The sequence below is a fragment of the Streptomyces sp. NPDC057682 genome, assembly GCF_042799575.1.
Classification (GTDB): Bacteria; Actinomycetota; Actinomycetes; order Streptomycetales; family Streptomycetaceae; genus Streptomyces.
This window is the reverse complement of the sequence record NZ_JBHVIN010000004.1, coordinates 165983-186149: the sequence shown is the minus strand read 5'-3', so window position 1 is coordinate 186149 and position 20167 is coordinate 165983. Positions and strand designations below refer to the sequence as shown.

General features: G+C 71.0%; 19 protein-coding genes. 5 read left to right on the top strand and 14 right to left on the bottom strand.

Annotation, left to right across the window (positions count from 1 at the left end):
* Positions 1-26: 26 nt before the first annotated feature.
* The gene (locus tag ACFVDM_RS08355) at positions 27-2960 is read right to left on the bottom strand and encodes a UPF0182 family protein (protein WP_383635414.1); all 2934 of its coding nucleotides are present in this window, start codon (positions 2958-2960) and stop codon (positions 27-29) included.
* Positions 2961-3087: 127 nt separating this feature from the next.
* On the opposite strand from ACFVDM_RS08355, the gene ACFVDM_RS08350 reads away from it, so the two are divergent.
* On the top strand, positions 3088-3657 hold the full coding sequence (locus ACFVDM_RS08350) for a PPA1309 family protein (RefSeq protein ID WP_383634767.1): 570 nt from the start codon (positions 3088-3090) through the stop codon (positions 3655-3657).
* A 31-nt stretch (positions 3658-3688) separates the two neighbouring features.
* Here ACFVDM_RS08350 and ACFVDM_RS08345 read toward each other — a convergent pair whose 3' ends face one another.
* The 4 genes from ACFVDM_RS08345 to ACFVDM_RS08330 all read right to left on the bottom strand — a co-directional run bounded on the left by ACFVDM_RS08345 (position 3689) and on the right by ACFVDM_RS08330 (position 6994).
* A complete protein-coding gene (locus ACFVDM_RS08345) occupies positions 3689-4777 on the bottom strand; it encodes a PDZ domain-containing protein (RefSeq protein WP_383634765.1) in 1089 nt (362 codons plus the stop codon).
* Between the two features lie 147 nt (positions 4778-4924).
* A complete protein-coding gene (locus tag ACFVDM_RS08340; protein WP_123523681.1) occupies positions 4925-5113 on the bottom strand; it encodes a hypothetical protein in 189 nt (62 codons plus the stop codon).
* Between the two features lie 128 nt (positions 5114-5241).
* The gene (locus tag ACFVDM_RS08335; protein ID WP_383634763.1) at positions 5242-5703 is read right to left on the bottom strand and encodes a molybdenum cofactor biosynthesis protein MoaE; all 462 of its coding nucleotides are present in this window, start codon (positions 5701-5703) and stop codon (positions 5242-5244) included.
* Positions 5704-5839: 136 nt separating this feature from the next.
* A complete protein-coding gene (locus tag ACFVDM_RS08330) occupies positions 5840-6994 on the bottom strand; it encodes an SDR family oxidoreductase (RefSeq protein ID WP_383634761.1) in 1155 nt (384 codons plus the stop codon).
* Between the two features lie 190 nt (positions 6995-7184).
* Here ACFVDM_RS08330 and ACFVDM_RS08325 point away from each other — a divergent pair, with 190 nt between their 5' ends.
* Together ACFVDM_RS08325 and ACFVDM_RS08320 are read left to right on the top strand one after the other, a co-directional pair.
* Positions 7185-8645, top strand: coding sequence for a zinc-dependent metalloprotease (locus tag ACFVDM_RS08325; protein WP_383634759.1), 1461 nt, complete (start codon positions 7185-7187; stop codon positions 8643-8645).
* Positions 8642-9190, top strand: a complete 549-nt coding sequence (locus ACFVDM_RS08320; protein WP_383634758.1) for an NUDIX hydrolase — start codon at positions 8642-8644, stop codon at positions 9188-9190. The genes ACFVDM_RS08325 and ACFVDM_RS08320 overlap by 4 nt, the downstream gene beginning before the upstream one ends.
* Before the next feature lie 104 nt (positions 9191-9294).
* Here the strand turns inward: ACFVDM_RS08320 and ACFVDM_RS08315 are convergent, their stop codons facing one another.
* From ACFVDM_RS08315 to ACFVDM_RS08300, 4 genes are all read right to left on the bottom strand, one after another.
* Complete coding sequence (locus ACFVDM_RS08315) at positions 9295-10050, bottom strand: AIM24 family protein (RefSeq protein ID WP_383634756.1); 756 nt, start codon at positions 10048-10050, stop codon at positions 9295-9297.
* Positions 10051-10070: 20 nt separating this feature from the next.
* Positions 10071-10751, bottom strand: a complete 681-nt coding sequence (locus tag ACFVDM_RS08310) for an AIM24 family protein (protein WP_383634754.1) — start codon at positions 10749-10751, stop codon at positions 10071-10073.
* An 11-nt stretch (positions 10752-10762) separates the two neighbouring features.
* Positions 10763-12415 (bottom strand): TerD family protein, encoded by a 1653-nt coding sequence (locus ACFVDM_RS08305; protein ID WP_383634752.1) that lies wholly within the window; start codon positions 12413-12415, stop codon positions 10763-10765.
* 106 nt (positions 12416-12521) lie between these two features.
* Positions 12522-13142: a M48 family metallopeptidase gene (locus ACFVDM_RS08300; RefSeq protein ID WP_383634750.1), complete on the bottom strand. Its 621-nt coding sequence runs from the start codon at positions 13140-13142 to the stop codon at positions 12522-12524.
* A gap of 187 nt (positions 13143-13329) precedes the next feature.
* Here ACFVDM_RS08300 and ACFVDM_RS08295 point away from each other — a divergent pair, with 187 nt between their 5' ends.
* Together ACFVDM_RS08295 and ACFVDM_RS08290 are read left to right on the top strand one after the other, a co-directional pair.
* Positions 13330-14475 (top strand): ThiF family adenylyltransferase, encoded by a 1146-nt coding sequence (locus ACFVDM_RS08295; protein WP_383634748.1) that lies wholly within the window; start codon positions 13330-13332, stop codon positions 14473-14475.
* A 41-nt stretch (positions 14476-14516) separates the two neighbouring features.
* Positions 14517-16031, top strand: coding sequence for an ABC1 kinase family protein (locus ACFVDM_RS08290; RefSeq protein ID WP_383634746.1), 1515 nt, complete (start codon positions 14517-14519; stop codon positions 16029-16031).
* A 40-nt stretch (positions 16032-16071) separates the two neighbouring features.
* Here ACFVDM_RS08290 and ACFVDM_RS08285 read toward each other — a convergent pair whose 3' ends face one another.
* The 5 genes from ACFVDM_RS08285 to ACFVDM_RS08265 all read right to left on the bottom strand — a co-directional run bounded on the left by ACFVDM_RS08285 (position 16072) and on the right by ACFVDM_RS08265 (position 20120).
* A complete protein-coding gene (locus ACFVDM_RS08285; protein WP_383634744.1) occupies positions 16072-16269 on the bottom strand; it encodes a hypothetical protein in 198 nt (65 codons plus the stop codon).
* Between the two features lie 259 nt (positions 16270-16528).
* Positions 16529-16888 (bottom strand): hypothetical protein, encoded by a 360-nt coding sequence (locus ACFVDM_RS08280; RefSeq protein ID WP_383634742.1) that lies wholly within the window; start codon positions 16886-16888, stop codon positions 16529-16531.
* Entirely contained in the window at positions 16885-17253 is a 369-nt protein-coding gene (locus ACFVDM_RS08275; RefSeq protein ID WP_383634740.1) for a WhiB family transcriptional regulator, read from the bottom strand. Before ACFVDM_RS08275 ends, ACFVDM_RS08280 begins: the two co-directional genes overlap by 4 nt.
* Positions 17254-17426: 173 nt before the next feature.
* Positions 17427-17762 (bottom strand): hypothetical protein, encoded by a 336-nt coding sequence (locus tag ACFVDM_RS08270; RefSeq protein ID WP_383634738.1) that lies wholly within the window; start codon positions 17760-17762, stop codon positions 17427-17429.
* Between the two features lie 165 nt (positions 17763-17927).
* On the bottom strand, positions 17928-20120 hold the full coding sequence (locus tag ACFVDM_RS08265) for an ATP-dependent DNA helicase UvrD2 (RefSeq protein ID WP_383634736.1): 2193 nt from the start codon (positions 20118-20120) through the stop codon (positions 17928-17930).
* Positions 20121-20167: the final 47 nt, after the last annotated feature.

The window sequence follows — 20167 nt, the reverse complement described above, 5'->3', positions numbered from 1 at the left end:
CGCGGAGGTGGAGCCTCACCGGGTTTTCAGCCGCCGCTGTCGGCGCTCGCCGAGGCGGCCGGCTTCTTCGGCGTGTCCGCGGCCCCCTGCGCACCGGCCTTGGGCTGCGCGGCGGCCGCCCTCTGCAGTGCGTCCTGGAGGTCGTCCTGGGCCTTGCCGTAGGCCGCCCAGTCCTGCTTCTTCAGGGCCGCCTCGCCCTCGGAGTAGGCCTTCTGCGCGTCGGCGATGGCCTTCTTCAGGGCGGTGTCCCCGGTGGCCGGGGGCTGCGTGGTGTCATTGGGCGGCCGCGTGGTGTCACCCGGCGGCTCGCCCGTGTCGGAGCCCTCCACCCCGAAGACCGCGTTGAGCGCCTCCCCGAGGCTGTTCTCGAAGACGATCTTCGAACCGTAGGAGGCGGCCACCTTGCGCAGCAACGGGTAGTTCTGCGTGCCACCGCGCGTGTACACCGGCTCGATGTACAGGAAGCCCCCTTCGAGCGGCACCGTGAGCAGGTTGCCGTACTCGATGTCGGAGTCGGTGCCCTTCAGGTTCCTCACGAACTCGGCGACGTCGTCGTTGCCGTTGAGCTCACTCTGTACCTGACCCGGGCCCTTCACCGTGGAGGTGACTCTGAGCAGTCTGATCGTGCCGTAGTCCTTGCTGGCGGCATCCGCGTCCACCGCCATGAACGCCCCCAGGTCGGGCCGCCCCTTCGGGGTGAACGTCGTCGTCAGCGAGAACTTCTGATCCGTCTGGTCCGGCATCTTGATGCTCAGGTAGTACGGCGGAACGGAGCCCGACTCCTTGTTGGTCGGGTCGTCCGGCACCTGCCAGGCGTCACTGCCGCTGTAGAACTGCGCGGGGCTGGTGACGTGGTAGCGGGTGAGCAGTTCGCGCTGCACCTTGAACAGGTCCTGCGGGTAGCGCAGGTGGTCCATGAGGTCCTGCGGAATGTCCGCCTTGGGCTTCACGGTGCCCGGGAAGGCCTTGCGCCAGGTCTTGAGGACCGGGTCCTCGGTGTCCCACTCGTAGAGCGTGACCTTGCCGTCGTACGCGTCGACGGTGGCCTTCACCGAGTTGCGGATGTAGTTGACCTGGTTCTGCTGGGCGACGACCGCGCGCTGGTTGGTGGTCAGCGAGTCGGCCGTGGTGTCACCGAGCGTGGTGCGCGAGGCGTACGGGTAGCCGTTGGTCGTGGTGTAGGCGTCGACCACCCACTGGATGCGGTGGTTCACCACGGCCGGGTAGGCGTCGCCGTCGATGGTCAGCCACGGGGCGACCGCCTCGACGCGCTCCTTGGGCGTGCGGTTGTAGAGGATCCGCGAACCGTCGCCGATGGCTCCCGAGTACAGGATCTGCGGCTCGCTGAAGGCCACCGCGTAGGCGGCGCGGTTGAACGCGTTGGAGAGGCTGACGCCGCTCTTGCCCTGGTAGCTGGTGGTCTTCTCGCCGTCGTCCTCGTAGTCGAGCTCCTTCTGGGGCCCGCCGACGATGGAGTACTGCTCGGTCTTCTCGCCGTAGTAGATCTCCTGCTGGTACTCGCCCAGCTCACCGGTGGTCGGCAGACCGGACTCGGTGAAGTCGGGCGAACCCGTCGGGTTCTTGCCCGTGGAGGTTCCCTTGGCGGCGATGGCGCCGTAGCCGTGGGTGTAGGTGAAGTGGTCGTTGATCCAGTTGCGCTTGGGGATGCCCTGGAGGTTGAGCTCGCGCAGACCGATGACCGTGTCCTGCTCCCGGCCGTTCTCGTCCTTGTACCGGTCGACGTCCAGCGTCTTGGGGAACTGGTAGTAGTTCCTCTTCTGCTGGAGCTGCTGGAAGGCCGGGGAGACGACGTTCGGGTCCATGACCCGGTAGCTGGCGGCGCTGTCCGCGCTCGCGCGGAGCTTCGCCTCGTCGTCGGTGGTGGACTTGCCGGAGTAGTCCGTGACCTTGGCGTCGTCGATGGCGTACGCCTGGCGCGTGGCCTCGATGTTCTTCCGGATGAACGGGGCTTCCTTGGCCTGCTCGTTCGGCTGGACCTGGAACTTCTGGACGATCGCCGGGTAGAGCCCGCCGATCAGGATCGCGGACAGGACCATCAGTCCGAAGCCGATCACCGGAAGCTGCCAGGTGCGGCGCCAGAGCGTCGCGAAGAACAGCACCGCGCAGATCGCGGCGATGCAGAACAGGATCGTCTTCGCCGGCAGGTACGCGTTGGCGTCGACGTAGCGCAGACCCGTCCAGTTGTCCGTGGCCTTGAAGTCACTGGACTTCACGGCCAGGCCGTAGCGGTCGAGCCAGTAGGCCACCGCCTTCAGCGAGACGAAGATCCCGAGCAGCACCGAGAGGTGACCGGTGGCCGCTCCCGTGGCCCGCGCGCCGGGGCTGGTGATGCGCAGCCCGCCGTACAGGTAGTGGGTCAGCGCGGCGGCGATCAGCGAGAGCACCGTGGCCGCGAAACCGAAGCCCAGCAGGAAGCGGTACCAGGGCAGGTCGAAGGCGTAGAAGGAGACGTCCAGGTGGAACTGGGGGTCCTTCTGGCCGAACGACACGCCGTTCACGTACAGCAGCCATGTGCGCCACTGGCCGGAGGCGGAGGCTCCGGCGATCAGACCGACGAGCGCGGTGATCGCGAGCAGCACCCACTTCTTGTACGGGGCGAGCGTCATCCGGTAGCGGTCCAGGCTCTGCTGCTCCAGGGACATCGCGCTCAGCGGCGGCCGGAGCCGGTGCGCCAGCCAGATGTTCACGCCGATGGCCAGGGCCATCAGGAGTCCGAAGACGAGGAACAGCCCGATCTTGGTCCACAGGGTGGTGGTGAAGACGGACGAATACGCGACCGACCTGTACCAGAGCCAGTCCGTCCAGAACCCGGCGAACATGACGAACGCCATGGCGAGAATCGCCAGGACGCCCAGTGTCATGAGCAGGGTTCGGGCGCGCCGGGACGGGCGGCCGACTCTGATCCGTGGCCCGGTCGGGCCTCCGCCGCGGTCCGGCATCTGGAAAGCCAACGTGCGCACCTCGAAGTTCGCGGTCGTGTGGAGCGGGCCCAGCGATCGTAGAGCCCACCTATGCAACTTACTGACGCTTTACCTAGTTCCCGTTCCCGGGGCGGAAGGAGGCAGGATGTTGCCCATGTCCAACGTTTCCCCCTCGGGCCCCCCGATGGCAGCCAGTCCGCTGACCGTCGCCGTGCTCGAAATCGACGAGTACATCTCCACGCTCGGCTGGGATCAGCCCGCCCGGCTGTTCGCCCTGGTCGACACCGCTCAGCTGCGGGTCCAGGAGCCGGGCCTGGCCGCCCAGCTCGGGCTCGACGGCGACACGACGAACGCTTCCGCCCTCACCCCCATCGAGCAGGAGGAGCTGCCCGCCGGTACGGCGCTGGACGAGTTCCTCGCCACGATCGCCTGGCCGGACGCGGTCGTCGGCTGTGCGATGACGGTGGAGCGGCTGATGCTGCCGCCGTCCGCCGAGGCCTCCGTGCCGGACGACCTCGACGATGCCCGGCTGACCGCGTGGGTGGCCCGCCATCCGGACCGTCAGGAGGTCCGGATGACCGTGGCGGTGCTCCGCGACGGCGCCCGTGAGTCGGCCGTGCGGCTGCGCGAGAAGGACTCGCCGAACGAGGTGCTGACCGGCGCGGGCCTGGTCCCGGGGCTGGCCGAGGCACTGGCCGCCACCTTCGAGTCCTGACCCGTCCCGTCCCCGCCGCGCGGGGGCGCGGTCAGCCCGCCGAGCAACTCGGCAGGCCGTCCGTGTCCCCGGTGCGGATCAGGTCCAGCGACTTCTTGGCGTCGTCGATGGTCTTGACCTTGACCAGGGTGAGCCCGTCGGGGGTGTCGGAGGCGGCCGCCTCGCAGTTCTCGTCGGGGGTGAGGAAGTAGCGGGCGCCCGCGTCCCGCGCGCCGACGAGCTTCATGTTGATCCCGCCGATCGGGCCGACCTTGCCCTTGTCGTCGATCGTGCCGGTGCCGGCGACGAACTTGCCGCCGGTCAGCTGTCCCGGGGTCAGTTTGTCGACGATCCCGAGGGAGAACATCAGGCCGGCACTGGGGCCGCCGACGTCGGCGAGCTTGATGTCGATCCTGAACGGGAAGGTGTGGTCGGTCCCCGCCTGGATGCCGACGATCGCCCGGTTCTCCTTGGGGGCCTTCTCCGTGGTGATGACGACCTTCTCGGTGCCCTCGGGCTCCTTGCCGGCCTTCTCGGCCGCCGCCGCGGTCTTGGCCGGGACGATGGTGAAGGTGACGTCCTGACCGGGCTGGTGGCGGGTGACGAGCTTCGCCACGTCCTCGGGCTGCTCGACGGCCGTGCCGTCGACGTTCCTGATCACATCGCCCGCGTGCAGTCTGCCCTGCGCGGGGCTGTCCTTGATGACGCTGGAGACCACGACCCGGGACTTCACCGGGATGCCGAGTTCGGTGAGGGCCGCGACCTTGGCGCTCTCCTGGGACTGGCTGAACTCCTCGGCGTTCTCCTGCGTCGACTGCTCCTCGGTCTTGCCGTTCGGGTAGAGCGTGTCGTGCGGGACCACGACGCTGTCGTGGGCCAGCCATCCGTAGACGGCCTCGACGAGGTTCATGTGGTAGTCGGCGCCCGTGACCCTGACCGTCGTCATGTTGAGGTTGCCGGAGGTCTCGTAGGTCTTGTGGCCGGTGATCTGCAGCACGGGTTCACCGTCGACGTCGCCGAGCGTGTTCACGGTCGGTCCGGGGGACATCTCCGAGTACGGAACCTTGATCAGCACGCCCGCACAGAGGAGCGCGATGAGGATCAGGGTGGAGGCGAGCATCGTCGCGGTGCGGCGTGGCATGGAACGACAGTACGGGAAGGGCCCGCCCGTGCACCGTCGGGGCCGGTCCGTACGGGAAGCGGCGGCCGCGGCCGGCGAGGGCGCGGTACTGCCGCGACGGCGGACAAACGAATCGCTGATTGGCGACTGCGTACGCCGAGGATGGCGTCAGACGTTCGATATCTGCTCGACAGGCTCGGAACCGGAGTGCGACTTCTCCATCGCCTCGCGGAACCGGGCATAACCGGCGAGTTCGGTGACATCGCCGGTCGTACGATTACGGGCAGCCCAGCTCCCCCATATCGCGGCACCGAACGCAGCGAAAAGCGGAATCAACAACCAGGCGAGTGCTGCCATCACGACCTCCCTACCCCATGAGCGACCGCAACTGAACGATCAGCAGATTAACCATCTGCAGGACCAACGCTCACGGCAGGGGGGCGGTTACGCAAATCGGGGTGGCCGCCGCCCCGCACGGCCGGCGATCAGCAGGCGCCGACCCACTCCTCGGTGCCGTCCGAGAAGCGCTGGTGCTTCCAGATGGGGACCTCGTGCTTGAGGTCGTCGATGAGTCTGCGGCAGGCCTCGAAGGCCTCCGCGCGGTGCGGGCAGGAGACCGCCACGACGACCGCGAGATCGCCCACCGCCAGTTCACCCACCCGGTGGACCGCGGCCATCGCCCGGACCGGGAAGTCGGCGGCGACCTTCTCCGCCACCCGGCGCATCTCGTCCCGGGCCGAGGGGTGGCACGAATAGCCCAGCGCCCCGACGTCCTGGCCGCCGTCGTGATTGCGCACGGTGCCGACGAAGAGCGCCATGCCGCCGGCGGCGTCGTCCCCGACGGCCCGGAAGACCTCGTCGACGGAGAGCGGGGTGTCGCGGATCTCCAGCAGCCGGATCGGGTCCTGTGCCGCGTGCTCGCCGGGATGGTCATGCGTGGGTGCCATGGAGTCCATCGTGCCGTACGCCTCGGACAACGCGGAATAGCGCTTTCGCCCGGCGGGCCGCCCTCCGCCTTGGAGCCTCCTACAGCTCCCGCGGAGGGCCCCGGCCGCTCGCGGCTCCCCCTGCGGGGAGCGCGCCTCAGATGCGCCGGCGGGCCTTGCGGGCGCGGCGCACCAGGGCCGCGGTGCCGAGCAGGGCCACGGTCGCGCCTGCGGCTCCGGCCGCGGTGGCGTCCTTGCGGCCGAGACGGCGGCCGGCGACGGTGTGGCGGCCCTCGACCTCTTCGAGGAGCGCGGCCAGCACCTCCTCGTTCGTCCAGGCCGGGCGCCAGCCCACGTCGTGCAGCCTGCTGACGCTGACCACCCAGGGATGCATGGTGTAGGCGAGGTCGCCCGCCGGGGACGGGGTCAGACCGATCCGGTGCAGCCGGGCGGCCGCGCCCAGCGCGACGGCGGAGGGCAGCTCCATGCGGCGGACGCCGCTGATCTCCTCGACCTCCTCCTGTTCGAGCCAGCCGTCGCAGCCCACGGCGAACTCCCCGTCGATCTTCTCCAGGGCGGCGTACTCCAGCGCCGTGACCAGATCGTCCACATGGCAGAACTGCCAGGTGGGACGCGATCCGGCGACGACCAGGAGGCGCGGGGACTCGAAGTAGCGGGTCAGCGCCGTGTCCGTGCCGCCGACCAGGACCGTGGGGCGGACCACGGTGACCTGGAGGCCTGGGTGGGCGCGGGGGGCGCGGCGGCCGAGCCGTTCGATCTCCAGCAGGTCGCCGACGCCGGTCGCCTCGGCGGTGGCCCGCAGCTCGGCGTCCTCGGCGAGGGGCACGTCGTTGTCGGGCAGGGCCCCGTAGACCATCGCCGAGGTGCACAGCACGACGCGGTGGACACCGGCGGCGGCCGCCGCCGTCAGCACGGTCTGGGTGCCGCGCACGTTGTAGGCGGTGCGGGCGGCGGGGTCGGTCTCCAGGTCCAGATCGAGCGCCAGGTGCACGACGACGTCGGCGCCGCGCAGCTTCTCCGCGATGGCGGGATCGCGCACGTCGAGGATGTGCCAGGTCGCGTCGGAGACCTCGCCGCGCCGCTCGTCGATGGCGACGACCTGCTTGATCTCCTCGGAGGCCGCGAGGCGGGCGGTGAGCAGCTCACCGACACCCGTCGCGGCTCCGGTGACGGCCACGACCGGGCCGCGGCTTCTGGACCGGTGGGAGGCGGACTTCTTCTCGGGCTCGTCCTCGTAGGGGGAAGTGGGCAGGTTTCGCGCTGCGCGAACCTGTGGATCTGGGGAACTCACCGGGCGTCTCCAGCGGTTGTCTTCAGTACGTACCCGAAGGACGCGTGCGTACCAGGTGGCGTCCATCCTGCCGCAGCCCGGGAGCAGGCGGAGCACTGAGGCCCCGAGCGGACTTGGTGTCTACGCTGGATGGTGATGTCGGGCAGTCGCCGTCGGTGAGAACCGACGGCCCTACGAGCCGAGGAAACCCGTGAGTGACACCCCATTCGGATTCGGCCTTCCGCCGGAGGAGCCGGACGACGGCGACAAGGGCAAGAAGAACGACCCCACCGGAGGTGGGCAGGGTTCGGGCGGTCCGGCGAACCCGTTCGGTTTCGGCCCCGGCACGGGCGGTGACAACCCCTTCGCCGCCATGTTCGGCTCGATGAATCCGAACGACCTGGGCGCGGCCTTCCAGCAGCTCGGCCAGATGCTGAGCTACGAGGGCGGTCCCGTGAACTGGGACATGGCCAAGCAGATCGCGCGCCAGACGGTCTCCCAGGGCACCTCCGACGGCACCAAGGACGCGAGCGTCGGCCCGTCGGAGCGTGCCTCCGTCGACGAGGCGCTGCGGCTGGCCGATCTCTGGCTGGACGGGGTCACCTCGATGCCCTCCGGCGCGGTGTCGACGGTGGCGTGGAGCCGTGCGGAGTGGGTGGAGGCGTCCCTGCCCGCGTGGCAGAAGCTCGTCGACCCGGTCGCCGAGCGGGTGGGCCTCGCCATGGGCGATGTGCTGCCCGAGGAGATGCAGGCGATGGCGGGGCCGCTGATCGGCATGATGCGCTCGATGGGCGGGGCCATGTTCGGCCAGCAGATCGGGCAGGCCGTCGGCGTGCTGGCGGGCGAGGTGGTCGGTTCGACGGACATCGGGCTGCCGCTCGGCCCGGCCGGCAAGGCCGCGCTGCTTCCGCTGAACGTCGAGCGCTTCGGCAAGGACCTGAGCGTGCCGCAGGACGAGGTGCGGCTGTACCTGGCCCTGCGCGAGGCGGCCCATCAGCGGCTCTTCGCCCATGTGCCGTGGCTGCGCTCGCATCTCTTCGGTGCGGTCGAGGGGTACGCGCGCGGCATCAAGGTCGACACGAGCAAGCTGGAGGACGTGGTCGGCCAGTTCGACCCCTCGCAGCCGGAGCAGTTGCAGGAGGCGCTCCAGCAGGGCATGTTCCAGCCGGAGGACACCCCCGAGCAGAAGGCCGCGCTGGCCCGTCTGGAGACGGCGCTCGCGCTGGTGGAGGGCTGGGTGGACGCGGTGGTGCACGAGGCCGCGAAGTCCCGGCTGACCTCGGCGGACGCGCTGCGCGAGACGATGCGCAGGCGTCGTGCCTCCGGCGGTCCGGCCGAGCAGACCTTCGCCACGCTGATCGGCCTCCAGCTGCGGCCGAGGCGGCTGCGGGACGCCTCGCGGCTCTGGGCCTCGCTCACGGACGCGCGCGGGCTCGACGGGCGCGACGCGCTGTGGGAGCACCCCGACATGCTGCCCACCGCCCACGACCTGGACGACCCGGACGGCTTCGTCCACCACGAACAGATGGACTTCTCCGAGCTGGACAAGATGCTCGGCGAGGCGGCGAGCGGATCGGGCGGGACCGCGGCCGGTTCCCCCGAGGACGCCCCCGGCCCGGCCGAGACCGGCGGCGAGGACCACGGCAAGGGCAAGGACGACACCGACAAGTGAGCCTGTACGACGAAGCCGTCCTCGTACTGAAGGGGTACGGGACCGGGGCGGACGCCGCCCAGGAGGAGCTGCGCCTGGCCTATCTGGACCATCTGGCGCGCCATCCCGACGGCATGTGGAAGGCCTGCGGGGCCGGGCACCTGACGGCCAGCGCCCTGGTCGTCGACCCGGAGCGCGGCAAGGTGCTGCTCACGCTGCACCGGAAGCTGAGGATGTGGCTGCAGATGGGCGGCCACTGCGAGCCCGGTGACGCCACGCCGGCCGCGGCCGCGCTGCGGGAGGCCTCGGAGGAGTCCGGTGTCCCGGGGCTGACCCTGCTCGACGGCGGTCCGGTGGTCCTGGACCGCCATCCGATCCCGGCACCGTGCCACTGGCATCTGGACGTGCAGTACGCGGCGCTGGCGCCGTCGGGTGCGACCGAGCAAATCAGTGACGAGTCGCTGGACCTGCGCTGGTTCGGCTACGACGAGGTCGCCGCCGTGGCGGACGCCTCGGTGGTCCGGCTCGTGGAACGGACGCGTGCGCTGCTGGACGGCGCCCGGTAGGACCGGCACCTCGGACACGGGTAAGGGGCGGTCTCTTGGGAGACCGCCCCTTACCGTCCACCGCCGTGCGCCCGGCTCACCCGTCGCACACGGGGGCGGGTGGTTCAGTTCCAGGCGTTGCCCTGGTTCTGCGCGTGGGCACCCTGCTGGCCCACGCCGTACTGGGCACGCAGGCCCTGTCCGATCTGGGCGCTCTGCGGAGGCAGCACCTCGCTCGGCTGCACCAGGGCGTAGCCCTGTCCGAGGAAGCTCAGCTCCCAGCCCTCGCCCGTGTTGCCGCGGCGGCGGAACACGCCCGAGGAGTGCGTCTGGGCCTGCATCTGCACCCGCAGCGAGCTGGACCAGGCGACGATCGCGTCGGCGTCGGCGTTGACGTACTTGTCCGGCGTCACCTGCATCATCAGCGGCTGGCCGGAGGTCATCAGCGCGACCTTGCCGGTGCCGGAGATGTTGAGCTGGTACTTGCCGGTGCCGGAGATGCCGTACTGGCTGTCCACCGCGATGACCTCGAAGTGCAGCGACGAGTCGAGCGCGAGGACGTAGGCGCTGTCGACGGTCAGACCGTCGTGGTCGACGTCCACCACGTGGACGTGCTGCGCGAGGTTGGCGAAGAAGACGGTGCCCTGGCCGGAGCAGCGCATCAGGTCCAGGCCCTCACCGGTGCTCGCGCGGGCCCGGCGCTGGCCGTGCGACTGGTACTCGCCGTCGAACTCCATCAGCCCCTGGTAGGCGACCATGGCCCCCTTGCGAGCGAGGACGTCGTCCTGGCCGGTGAGCGCGACCCTGAGGAGCTGCGGGTTCTGAACGGTGTACCGCTCCTGGGACTGCTGTTCCGTGTAGCCGAAAAGCGAACTCTGCATGGTGGTGTTCTCCCTCCCCGTCAGTTCCGGACGCGCAGCCGGTCGGTGCTGTCCTCGCTCGGCTGGACGACGACGATCCCCTGGCCGGAGAAGGCCATCTGGAACGCCTCGCCGCTGCCCCGCCCGATGAGGGAGGACGCCTTGAAGCTGCGCTTTCCCTTCACCTTCAGGTTCGGGGACCAGGCGACGAGGGCGTCCGGGTCGACATACGTCTCGTCCTCGCCGCGCCCGCAGTCGACGACGATCGGCGTGCCGCGCGAGGTGATGGCGACCCAGCCGCTGCCGGAGATGCACACGTTCCACAGGCCCTGGCCGGCGAACTTGGCGAGCCCCTTGACCCGCTCGACGCCCCAGGTGAGGCTCGCGTCGAAGGCGAGGACGTTGGTGCCGTTGACCGAGAGCGATTCGTTGTTGAGGTGGACGACGACGATGTCGGCGCCGTAGTCGGCGAGGTAGAGCAGTCCGTCGCCGGTGCACTTCATGAGCGGCATGCCCTCGCCGGTGATCCACTGGGAGGCGATCTGGCGGACGGCCGGCGGGTTGGGCTCGTACTGGATGAAGCCCTCGTACGCGACCATCGAACCGGTGCGCGCGAAGAGGTCCTGGCCGGTCGCCATGGCGACCTTCAGCATCGAATGGCCGTGGTTCTCCATCCGGGCCGTGACGGGGGTCGGGGCGTAGCCCGCGAGTTGCTGGTTCATGACGGGCTCCCTCAGACCTCGTAGGGCTGGACGACGATGAAGTTGCCGGGGGCACCCCGGAACTGGAGGTTCACGGTCTCGCCGCTGTGGCCGGGGTAGGCGTTGCGGCGCAGCCGGACCTGGCTGGAGATGATCACCTGGGAGGCCGAGGACCACGCCACCACGGCGTTGCAGTCGGCGAAGGTGGTCGGGGTGACGGGCAGGACCACCGGGGTGCCGTGGGTCTTGACGACGATGGTGCCGCTGCCCTGGAACTGCATGGTGAACAGGGCGCCGCCGGGGATGCCGTGGCCCTCGATCCTGCGGACCTCGTACTGGAGCGACTCGTCGAAGGCGAGGACGTTCTCCGCGGAGACGCAGATGCCGTCGCCCTGGAGCTCGATGGAGTGCAGATGCGAGGCGTCCTCGGCGAGGAAGACCTGGCCGCGGCCGGTACAGCGCATCAGCTGCATCTCCTGGCCGGTGGCGTTGCCGACGATCCGGCCCGCGAAGCCCGCGCCCTTGTAGGAGAAGTCGACCTTGCCCTGGTACATCACCATGCTGCCCTGGCGGGCCAGCACCCCGGCGCCGCCGACGGTGAGGTCGACGCGCATGAGCTTCTGGTTCTGCGGGGTCCAGCGCTGACCGGTCGGGGTCTCCTTGTACGGCTGGAGCGCGGCGACCAGTCCGGCGCCGGTCTGCGGCACCCCTTGCGGCATGCCCATCGGGGGCATCCCCTGAGGGGGCATGCCCTGCGGCGGCATGCCGAGCGGCTGCTGGCCGTACGGAGCCGGGGCCGGCTGGCCGTACGGAGCGGGGGCGGGCTGGCCGAAGGCGGCGGGCGCCTGCGGCGGGACCTGCCCGAACTGCTGCGGAGGCTGCTGTCCGTACGGGGCGGGCGGCGGCGGGGGCGGGACGCTGCCGCCCTGCGGGGCCAGGGGCGCCGCGATCGTCGGCGCCGCGTGCATCGGCTGCTGCGCGGGCGCCGGGGCGGCCGGGGCCGCGGGGGCACCGAAGGACGGAGCGGGCTGCGGGGCCTGCGGCGCGGCGGGCGCCGGGGCGGCCGGGGCACCGAACGCGGGCGGCGCCGCGGCCTGCGCGGGCGGGGCGAACCCCGGGGCGGCGGACTGCGGCTGCGGGGCGGCGGGGGCCTCCTCCTCGGCGACCTCGCCGCCGAAGTTCTTCAGGAGGGCCTCGAGACCGCCGTCGAAGCCCTGGCCGACGGCGGCGAACCGCCAGACGTCCTTGAGATAGAAGTCACCCAGCATCACCGCGCGCTCGGTGGTGAACTCCGCGCCGGTGAACGCGTACCGCACCACTTCCTCGCCGCCCGCCACGATCCGGATGTACCCGGGCCCGACCTGCGACATCTGCCCGGCGCCGTCCACCGTCGCGGTGAAGGAGAGCTTGTGGATGTTCGCCGGAATGCGGTCCAGCGTGACGCGGAAGGACTCCGTGTCACCGGCCTGGGCGCCGAGCAGCTGAATGGACTCCTCGGGCGATTTCGGCTGGTTGAAGAAGATGAAATAACGGTCGTCGGACAGCTGCTCATTGGCGTCCAGGCCGAAGCAGCTGATGTCGAAGGACAGCCCCGGGCCGGCGATCTGCACCCCTACGTACAGGTCCGTCCCCGGTGTCAGATCACTGATCTTGGCCTTGTGGCCGCGTTGGAATTCCCTGGCCATGCGTAACGACCGTCCCCCATCCGGAAGGTGAATGCGTCGCGCCAGGCTAACCGCAAACTCGGGCACCGGACCAAGCCGGTACCGACCCGGTACAGAATCGCGAACGTCACTCGCCGCGCGCGGCGGGCAGGTGGGGCAGCCGTTCGGCCGCCACGACCCCTTCCAGATAGCCCCGCGCCCGCTCGGTGCGGGGATAGGCGTCGAGCAGCCGCCAGAACCGCGGGCCGTGCCCGGGAACCAGCAGATGCGCCAGCTCGTGGACGAGGACGTAGTCGACGACGTACTCCGGCATGCCCTGCAGCCGGTGCGAGAGGCGGATGCTGCCCTCGGCGGGGGTGCACGAGCCCCAGCGGGTGTTCTGATTGGTGACCCAGCGCACCGACACGGGCCGGGCACGGCCGTCGAAGTACTGGGCGGACAGCCGCTCCGCGCGCTCGGCCAGCTCGGTGTCACCGAGGATGCGCTTGTTCTCCTGGGCGGCGAGCTTGTCGAGCATCACGCTCACCCAGCGCTGCTCCTCGGCCTCGGACATCCGGGCCGGGATCAGCACGATCGTGCGGTCGCCCTCCCGGTACGCGGAGACCGTTCTGCTGCGGCGGGTGCTCCTGCGGACCTCGACCGCGCTCGTCGCCGACGCACGGGGCTGGTGGTCGGCCGCGCTGCGCCGGTGGGTTCCGGCGCGGCGCGCGGAAGTCTCCCCGAAGCCGGGTGACGGGTCGGCGGGCACGCCTCGACGTTACCCGCTGTACGTGGGGGAAGTCCCGCCTCCGGGACGGTTCGCCCATGATCCGTCCCGAGCCTTGCACCATTTGAACGACTAATACCCCTCGCCTGTGGACAACTTTTCCCGCGCTTCCCCGGTCCGTCGCATTCTGGCAATGGATCTCGCACAGCCGCACAGACCGGGGGAAGCCGTGCATCCGATGTTGAAACCCGCATTGCGTCGCGCCTGGCGCGGCAACGGAACCGTGCAATTCGGCGTGACACCCGCGCACGCCGTGAAGGTCGGCCCGATGGACGGGGCGACGGGCTGTTTCCTGGAACTTCTCGACGGAACGCGCGGCATGCCGCTGCTGCGCGAGGAGGCCAGAGCGCTCGACCTGAGCGATCACCATGTGGACACGCTGGTGGGACGGCTGTCGGAAGCGGGGCTCGTCGACGATGTGCGGGCGGGTGGTCCGGACGCCGAGGCCCTGCGGGCACGGGCCGACGCGCTGGAGCGCCGGCGGCCCGACCTCGCCTCGCTCTCCGTCGTCCATCCCGAACCGGGCGGTGCGATGCGCCGCCTCGCCGCCCGCCGCTCCATGCGGGTCCAGGTCCGGGGCGCGGGCCGGGTCGGTGCCACGCTCGCGGCGGTGCTGTCGGGAGCCGGGGTCGGCCGGGTCGAGGTCATGGACGGCGGATGCGCGGAGCCACAGGACGTGGCGCCCGGCGGGCTGCCGCCCTCGGCGGTCGGAGAGCGCCGTGACGCGGCGGCGGGCCGGCTCGTCCGCCGCTCCTCCCCCGGACCGTCACCCCGCTCCGGGGGCCGGGGCGCCTGCCGGCGGAGCGGTGAGCCGGGGCTGTCGCTGATCGTCGTCGCTCCGCGTGACGGTTTCACGGCGTACGTCCCCGATCCGGGCACCGCCGAGCCGTGGATCGCCTCCGGCACCCCGCATCTCTATGCCGGGGTCGTGGAGGCGACCGGGTTCGTCGGTCCGCTGGTGCTGCCGGGCGGCACGGCCTGTGCGGGCTGCCTCGACCGGGGACGTCGCGAGCGGGATCCGCAGTGGCCCCGGATGGTGGCCCAGTGGCGGTCCGGCCGGCGCTCCACCGTTCAGGCCTGCGATCTCGCCCTGGCGACGGCGGTGGCGGGGCTGGCCGCGGCGCATGCCCTGGCCTTCCTCGACGGAGAGCTGCCGGGCAGCACGGGGGCACGCTGGGAGGCGGCGCTGCCGCTGTTGGACTGGCGGCGGGAACGGATCGCGGCGCACCTCGACTGTTCCTGTGGCGCGGGTGGGCACACTGAGGGGGTGCGCACCTCCGGCGCCGGCGCGGCGCACGACACAATGGCCGGGTAACCGCCGCACGCAGCGCGGCAGTCTGGGAATTGGAGGGGCACATGTCTGATCTTCCCCGGAAGGCGGTCACCCGTACCGCCAAACTGGCCGCGCTGCCCTTGGGTTTCGCCGGCCGTGCCACGTGGGGGCTGGGCAGGCGCATCGGAGGGAAGTCGGCGGAGCTGGTGGCCCGCGAGGTCCAGCAGCGCACGGCCGATCAGCTCTTCAAGGTGCTGGGCGAGTTGAAGGGCGGGGCGATGAAGCTCGGCCAGGCGCTGTCCGTCTTCGAGTCGGCGCTGCCCGAGGAGGTCGCCGGACCGTACCGGGCGGCTCTGACCAAACTCCAGGAGGCCGCGCCCCCGTTGCCGGCGGCCACGGTCCACGCGGTGCTGGAGGAACGGCTCGGGGAGGGGTGGCGGGAGCTGTTCCTGGAGTTCGACGACAGGCCGTCGGCCGCCGCCTCGATCGGCCAGGTGCACCGGGCGGTGTGGCACGACGGCCGCCACGTCGCGGTGAAGGTGCAGTATCCGGGCGCCGGGGAGGCGTTGCTCTCCGATCTGACCCAGCTGAGCCGGTTCGCCCGGCTGCTCGGCCCGCTGGTTCCGGGCATGGACATCAAGCCGCTCATCACGGAGCTGCGTGACCGGGTGTCCGAGGAGCTGGACTACGAGCAGGAGGCGCGCTCGCAGCGGGAGCACGCCGAGGAGTTCGCGGACGATCCCGATGTGGTGGTCCCCGGGGTGGTCCACCAGGGCGAGCAGGTGCTGGTCACCGAGTGGGTCGAGGGAGTGCCGCTGGCCGAGGTGATCAGCGGGGGAACCCGCGAGCAGCGGGACCGGGCCGGGCAGTTGCTCGCCCGGTTCCTGTTCTCGGGCCCGGCGCGCACCGGGCTGCTGCACGCGGACCCGCACCCGGGGAACTTCCGGCTGCTGCCTCCGGCCGGTGACGAGGGCGCGGACCCCCAGGACGGGATGGACGGCTGGCGGCTGGGGGTGCTGGACTTCGGGACGGTGGACCGGCTGCCCGGCGGACTGCCGCGGCCCATCGGGGACTCCTTGCGGCTGACGCTCGGGGGTGACGCCGTCGCGGTGTACGAGATGCTGCGCGCGGAGGGGTTCGTCAAGGACTCCATCGACCTCGATCCCGACGCGGTGCTCGACTATCTCCTTCCGATCATCGAGCCGGCCGAGGTGGAGGAGTTCACCTTCACCCGGGGGTGGATGCGCAGCCAGGCCGCGCGCATAGCGGACCCGCGCTCGCCCGCCCATCAGCTGGGCAAGCAGTTGAACCTGCCGCCCTCCTATCTGCTGATACACCGGGTGACGCTGAGCACGATCGGGGTGCTGTGCCAGTTGGGCGCCACGGTCCGGCTGCGCGACGAACTGGAGTCCTGGCTCCCGGGGTTCGTCCTGCCGGAGGACGAAACCGCCGAGGGAACCGCTGCGGAAATCGCCACCCAAACCGCCGCCGAGTCCTCCGACGAGCCCGACACCGAACCCGACACGGAGCCGGCCGTCGCGGGCACCGAACCGGAGACGAAGGCGGGGCTGGCTCCGGCCTCGGCGGACAGGGTGTGAGTGGACTCCGGCGGGGTGTCCCGGCGGGCTCCGGACGTCATCACCAGGTCGAGTCGAGGCGGCCCTCGACCGCTCTGATGTGGGCGCGGGAGCACACCTCGCAGAAGTAGCGGCGGCTGCCGTTCTCCACGGAGAAGAGCCAGGTCGGGGGCGGGGTGCCGTTCTCGGCGCGAGCGCCGCACAGCGCACACACGATGGCGTCGGGACCGGCCTCTCCGGGGTGCTGGTGCTCGTCCATCTCGCGACGATAACGCCGTCCTCGCGCTCCCGCCTCCAGAGCGGCCGGCTCCTTGGCCCCCGCTCCCGCCCGCCTCCACCGGGCATCGAGTCCCCGACGAGCGAGGGGCCTGGCGGACCGGCCCCGCGCACACGACCGCGGGGCCGGTCCGAGCGGACCGGCCCCGCGGTAGGGGTACTGCGGTGGGTGGTGGTGCGGGCCGGGGCACGGAGAGCGGCCGTGCCCCGGCGGGTACTGCGGGTGTGCGGTCCTGCTCGGGTCAGTGCATGACCGCCATGGCGAGCGCGCGGCGGGCGCGCATCGAGGCGCGCTCGGCCCGGCGCTGCATGCGGCGGGCGGCCACCAGGCGCAGGGCCTGGCGCTCCGACTCCGCTTCGCGCAGGCGGTCGTGCATATGGGCACGAGCCAGGGCTTCTGGGATGAGTTGCATCTCACGGGTCCTGTTCTGACGCGAGTCGTTCGCGCCGATGATGGTGACGTCCGGTGTCGCGGAGCCGACGGGCTCACTGGTGGGGAGAGTCATTGCTGCCTGGTTTCGGGGGTCGTGGGTGAGGGGACGGTCGATGGTTCCGATGCGCTTCAGGTGCTTGGGGGCCGGAACCCCCAGGTCGGCGGTCACGCCGCGACCGGGTTCTTGCGCGGACGGCCACGGGGCCGCTTGCGGGCGACGACGACGCCCTGGATGAAGAGCTCACCGCCCCAGACGCCCCAGGGCTCGCGGCGCTCCTTGGCGCCGGCGAGGCAGGCCTCGACGAGCGGACAGGTCCGGCAGAGGGACTTGGCGTACTCGACGTCGGCCGGCGACTCGGCGAAGAAGACCTCCGGGTCGTAGGAGCGGCAGGGGACGGGTACGCCGAGGTTCTCGATGGCGTCGTCGAGCGCGGTGAGCGCGGTGAGGGGGATCAAGGCGGAGTCCTCCGTGGAGCCGGGCGGGGGGATCGTGTCGGAAGGCGGTACGGACGGGGCGTGCGCTTCGAGTTGCACGGTGGTGGTGTCCTCGTCTGGTCGTTTCCGGCGTGTTGGCCGGGGGGCGGCTGGTACCAGGTCCTGCTTGTTCCGAGGCTCCTTCGTGCTGTCTCGTCCGTTCGGACAAAACAAAAGGGCCGCGGATCCCGAGTGGGGTTCCGCGGCCCTGAAGGCGCCGGCCTGATCGTCGATCAGACTGGATCACTCCAGGGTTCAGGCCCACGGAAGGCCCACATCGTGTGGTGGTGCGTCATCTTCTGACCGGCTTCGGCTCCCGCTTCCGCACCGACGGCGGTAAAGGCATAGGCCTGGGCCTGTCCCTTCACTACTGCTGCTGCCGGTGCCTGGGCCGGTCGCTCATTGCGCTCCCGCACGGGAAGGCTCGACAGAGACAGCGGACCGAAGGCAGGAATGCCGGACAGACCGGTGCCGCGCAGCGAGACATCCTTGGAGCAGGCGAGGCCGAGCGAGCAGGCGGAGACGACCGAGAGATCGGTCATTTTGTTGGTCTCGATGATGCTGATCACTTCAATCGCCTCCTCTCGGCGTCTCGGGGGACCGGGTGAACCGGTCCTGCGTATTCGGATAAGTACAGCACAGGATCCGGGCTTCAGAGAAGCCGCTGTTCCCGTGGTTAAGAACCTATGGTGATGACTGGGGCGGGCGCAAACTATTTTTCCGACGAGTTTTTCTCACTCCTCGCCGTCATCCTCCTCGGACCGATCGAACCCGTCTCCACCTGCGCAGATGTCCAGCACGGCGGCGCCGAACCGGCCCAGCTTCCGCGCGCCGACCCCGGAGATCCCGGCCAGCTCGCCCTCGGTGCCGGGCACGGCCTCCGCGATGGCCATCAGGGTCTTGTCGGTGAACACGCAGTAGGCGGGCTGGCCGATCTCGCCGGCGCGGACGGCGCGCCAGTCCCGCAGCCGCTCGTACAGCGCCTCGTCCATGTCGGACGGGCAGTCGTCGCAGCGCATCAGCTTCATCTCACCGGCGTCGGTCAGGGTCCTGCCGCAGACCCGGCACCGCGCGGGCCCGCGCTGCCGGCGCCGGGCCGCACCGGCCGGGCGCTCGACGCCCCCGCCGCCGACGGCTGCGGCGCGGCCGCCGGGGGCCGTCGAACCGGGGCGCAGCCCGTTCAGGAACCGGCTGGGGCGACGGCTCGCCCGGCCGCCGGGCGAGCGGGCCAGCGACCAGGACAGGCCGAGGTGGAGACGGGCCCGGGTGACGCCGACGTAGAGGAGCCGGCGCTCCTCCTCGATCTGCTCGTCCGTCCTGGCGTAGGTGATCGGCATCATGCCCTCGGTGAGCCCGACCAGGAACACGGCGTCCCACTCCAGGCCCTTGGCCGAGTGCAGGGAGGCCAGGGTGACGCCCTGGACGGTGGGGGCGTGCTGGGCCGCGGCCCGTGCGTCGAGTTCGGCGACAAGGTCGGAGAGGGTGGCTCCGGGCCTGGCCCGTTCGAAGTCCTCGGCAAGCCGGACCAGGGCGGCCAGGGACTCCCAGCGGTCACGCACCGCTCCCGATCCGGCGGGCGGCTCGGCGCTCCAGCCCAGGGCCGAGAGCACGGCGCGCACCTCGGAGGGCAGCCCCTCGGCGTCGTCCAGCAGGGAGTCGTTGGAACCGGCGCGTGCCGCGCCGCGCAGGGCCACTCCCGCCTCGCGCACCTCGGCGCGTTCGAAGAACCGCTCCGCGCCCCGGAGCTGGTAGGGCACGCCGGCGTCCGCGAGGGCCTGCTCGTAGACCTCGGACTGCGCGTTGACCCGGAAGAGCACGGCGATCTCGCCGGCCGGGACGCCGGCGGCGATCAGATCGCGGATGCGGCGGGCGGTGCCCTCGGCCTCGGCGGGCTCGTCCGCGTACTCCACGTAGGAGGGCTCGGGGCCGGGCTCGCGCTGCGAGACCAGGGCGAGGCGGTGCTCGGCGGCCCGGCCGCTGGCCTGGGAGAGCAGTCCGTTGGCCAGGTGGACGACCTGCGGGGTGGAGCGGTAGTCCCGGACGAGCTTGACGACGGTGGCCCCGGGGTGGCGGGTGCGGAAGTTCAGCAGGTGGTCCGGGGTGGCTCCGGTGAAGGAGTAGATCGTCTGGCTGGCGTCGCCGACGACGCAGAGGCTGTCCCGGTCACCGAGCCAGAGGTCCAGGAGCCGCTGCTGGAGCGGGCTGACGTCCTGGTACTCGTCGACCACGAAGTGCTGGTACTGGCGGCGGACGTGGTCGGCGATGTCGTGGCGGTCCTGGAGGACGGCGACGGTGAGGAGCAGGACGTCCTCGAAGTCGATCACCGAGCGGTCGCGCTTCAGCTGCTCGTACATCGCGTAGACCTGGGAGATCTCGGCGGGGTCGCGCGGGGCCTCGCGCTGGGACTTGGCGACGACGGCCGGGTAGTCGGCGGGGACGGTCTGGGTGACCTTGGCCCATTCGATCTCGCCGGTGACATCGCGCAGCTCGGTGCGGTCGAGGCGGATGCGGCAGCGGGTGGCGGCCTCGGCGACGAGCTGGACCTTGCGCTCCAGCAGCCGGGGCAGGTCGCCGCCGACTGCTTTCGGCCAGAAGTACTGGAGCTGGCGGAGGGCCGCGGAGTGGAACGTGCGGGCCTGGACGCCCTCCGCGCCGAGTTGGCGGAGGCGTCCGCGCATCTCCCCGGCGGCGCGGTTGGTGAACGTGACGGCCAGCACGCTGGTCGGCTGGAGGATCCCGGCCCGCACCCCGTAGGCGATGCGGTGCGTGATCGCCCGGGTCTTGCCCGTACCGGCTCCGGCCAGCACGCAGACCGGTCCCTGGAGAGCCACGGCGACCTCGCGCTGCTCGGGGTCGAGCCCGTCCAGGACGGCGTCGGCGGAGTCGGGGACCTGAGGGAAGAGGGTGGAATGCGTTGCTGATGTCACCCCGCCATGCTGCCAGGTCGTGAGGGCCGGGAGCGGGGTCTGTCCAC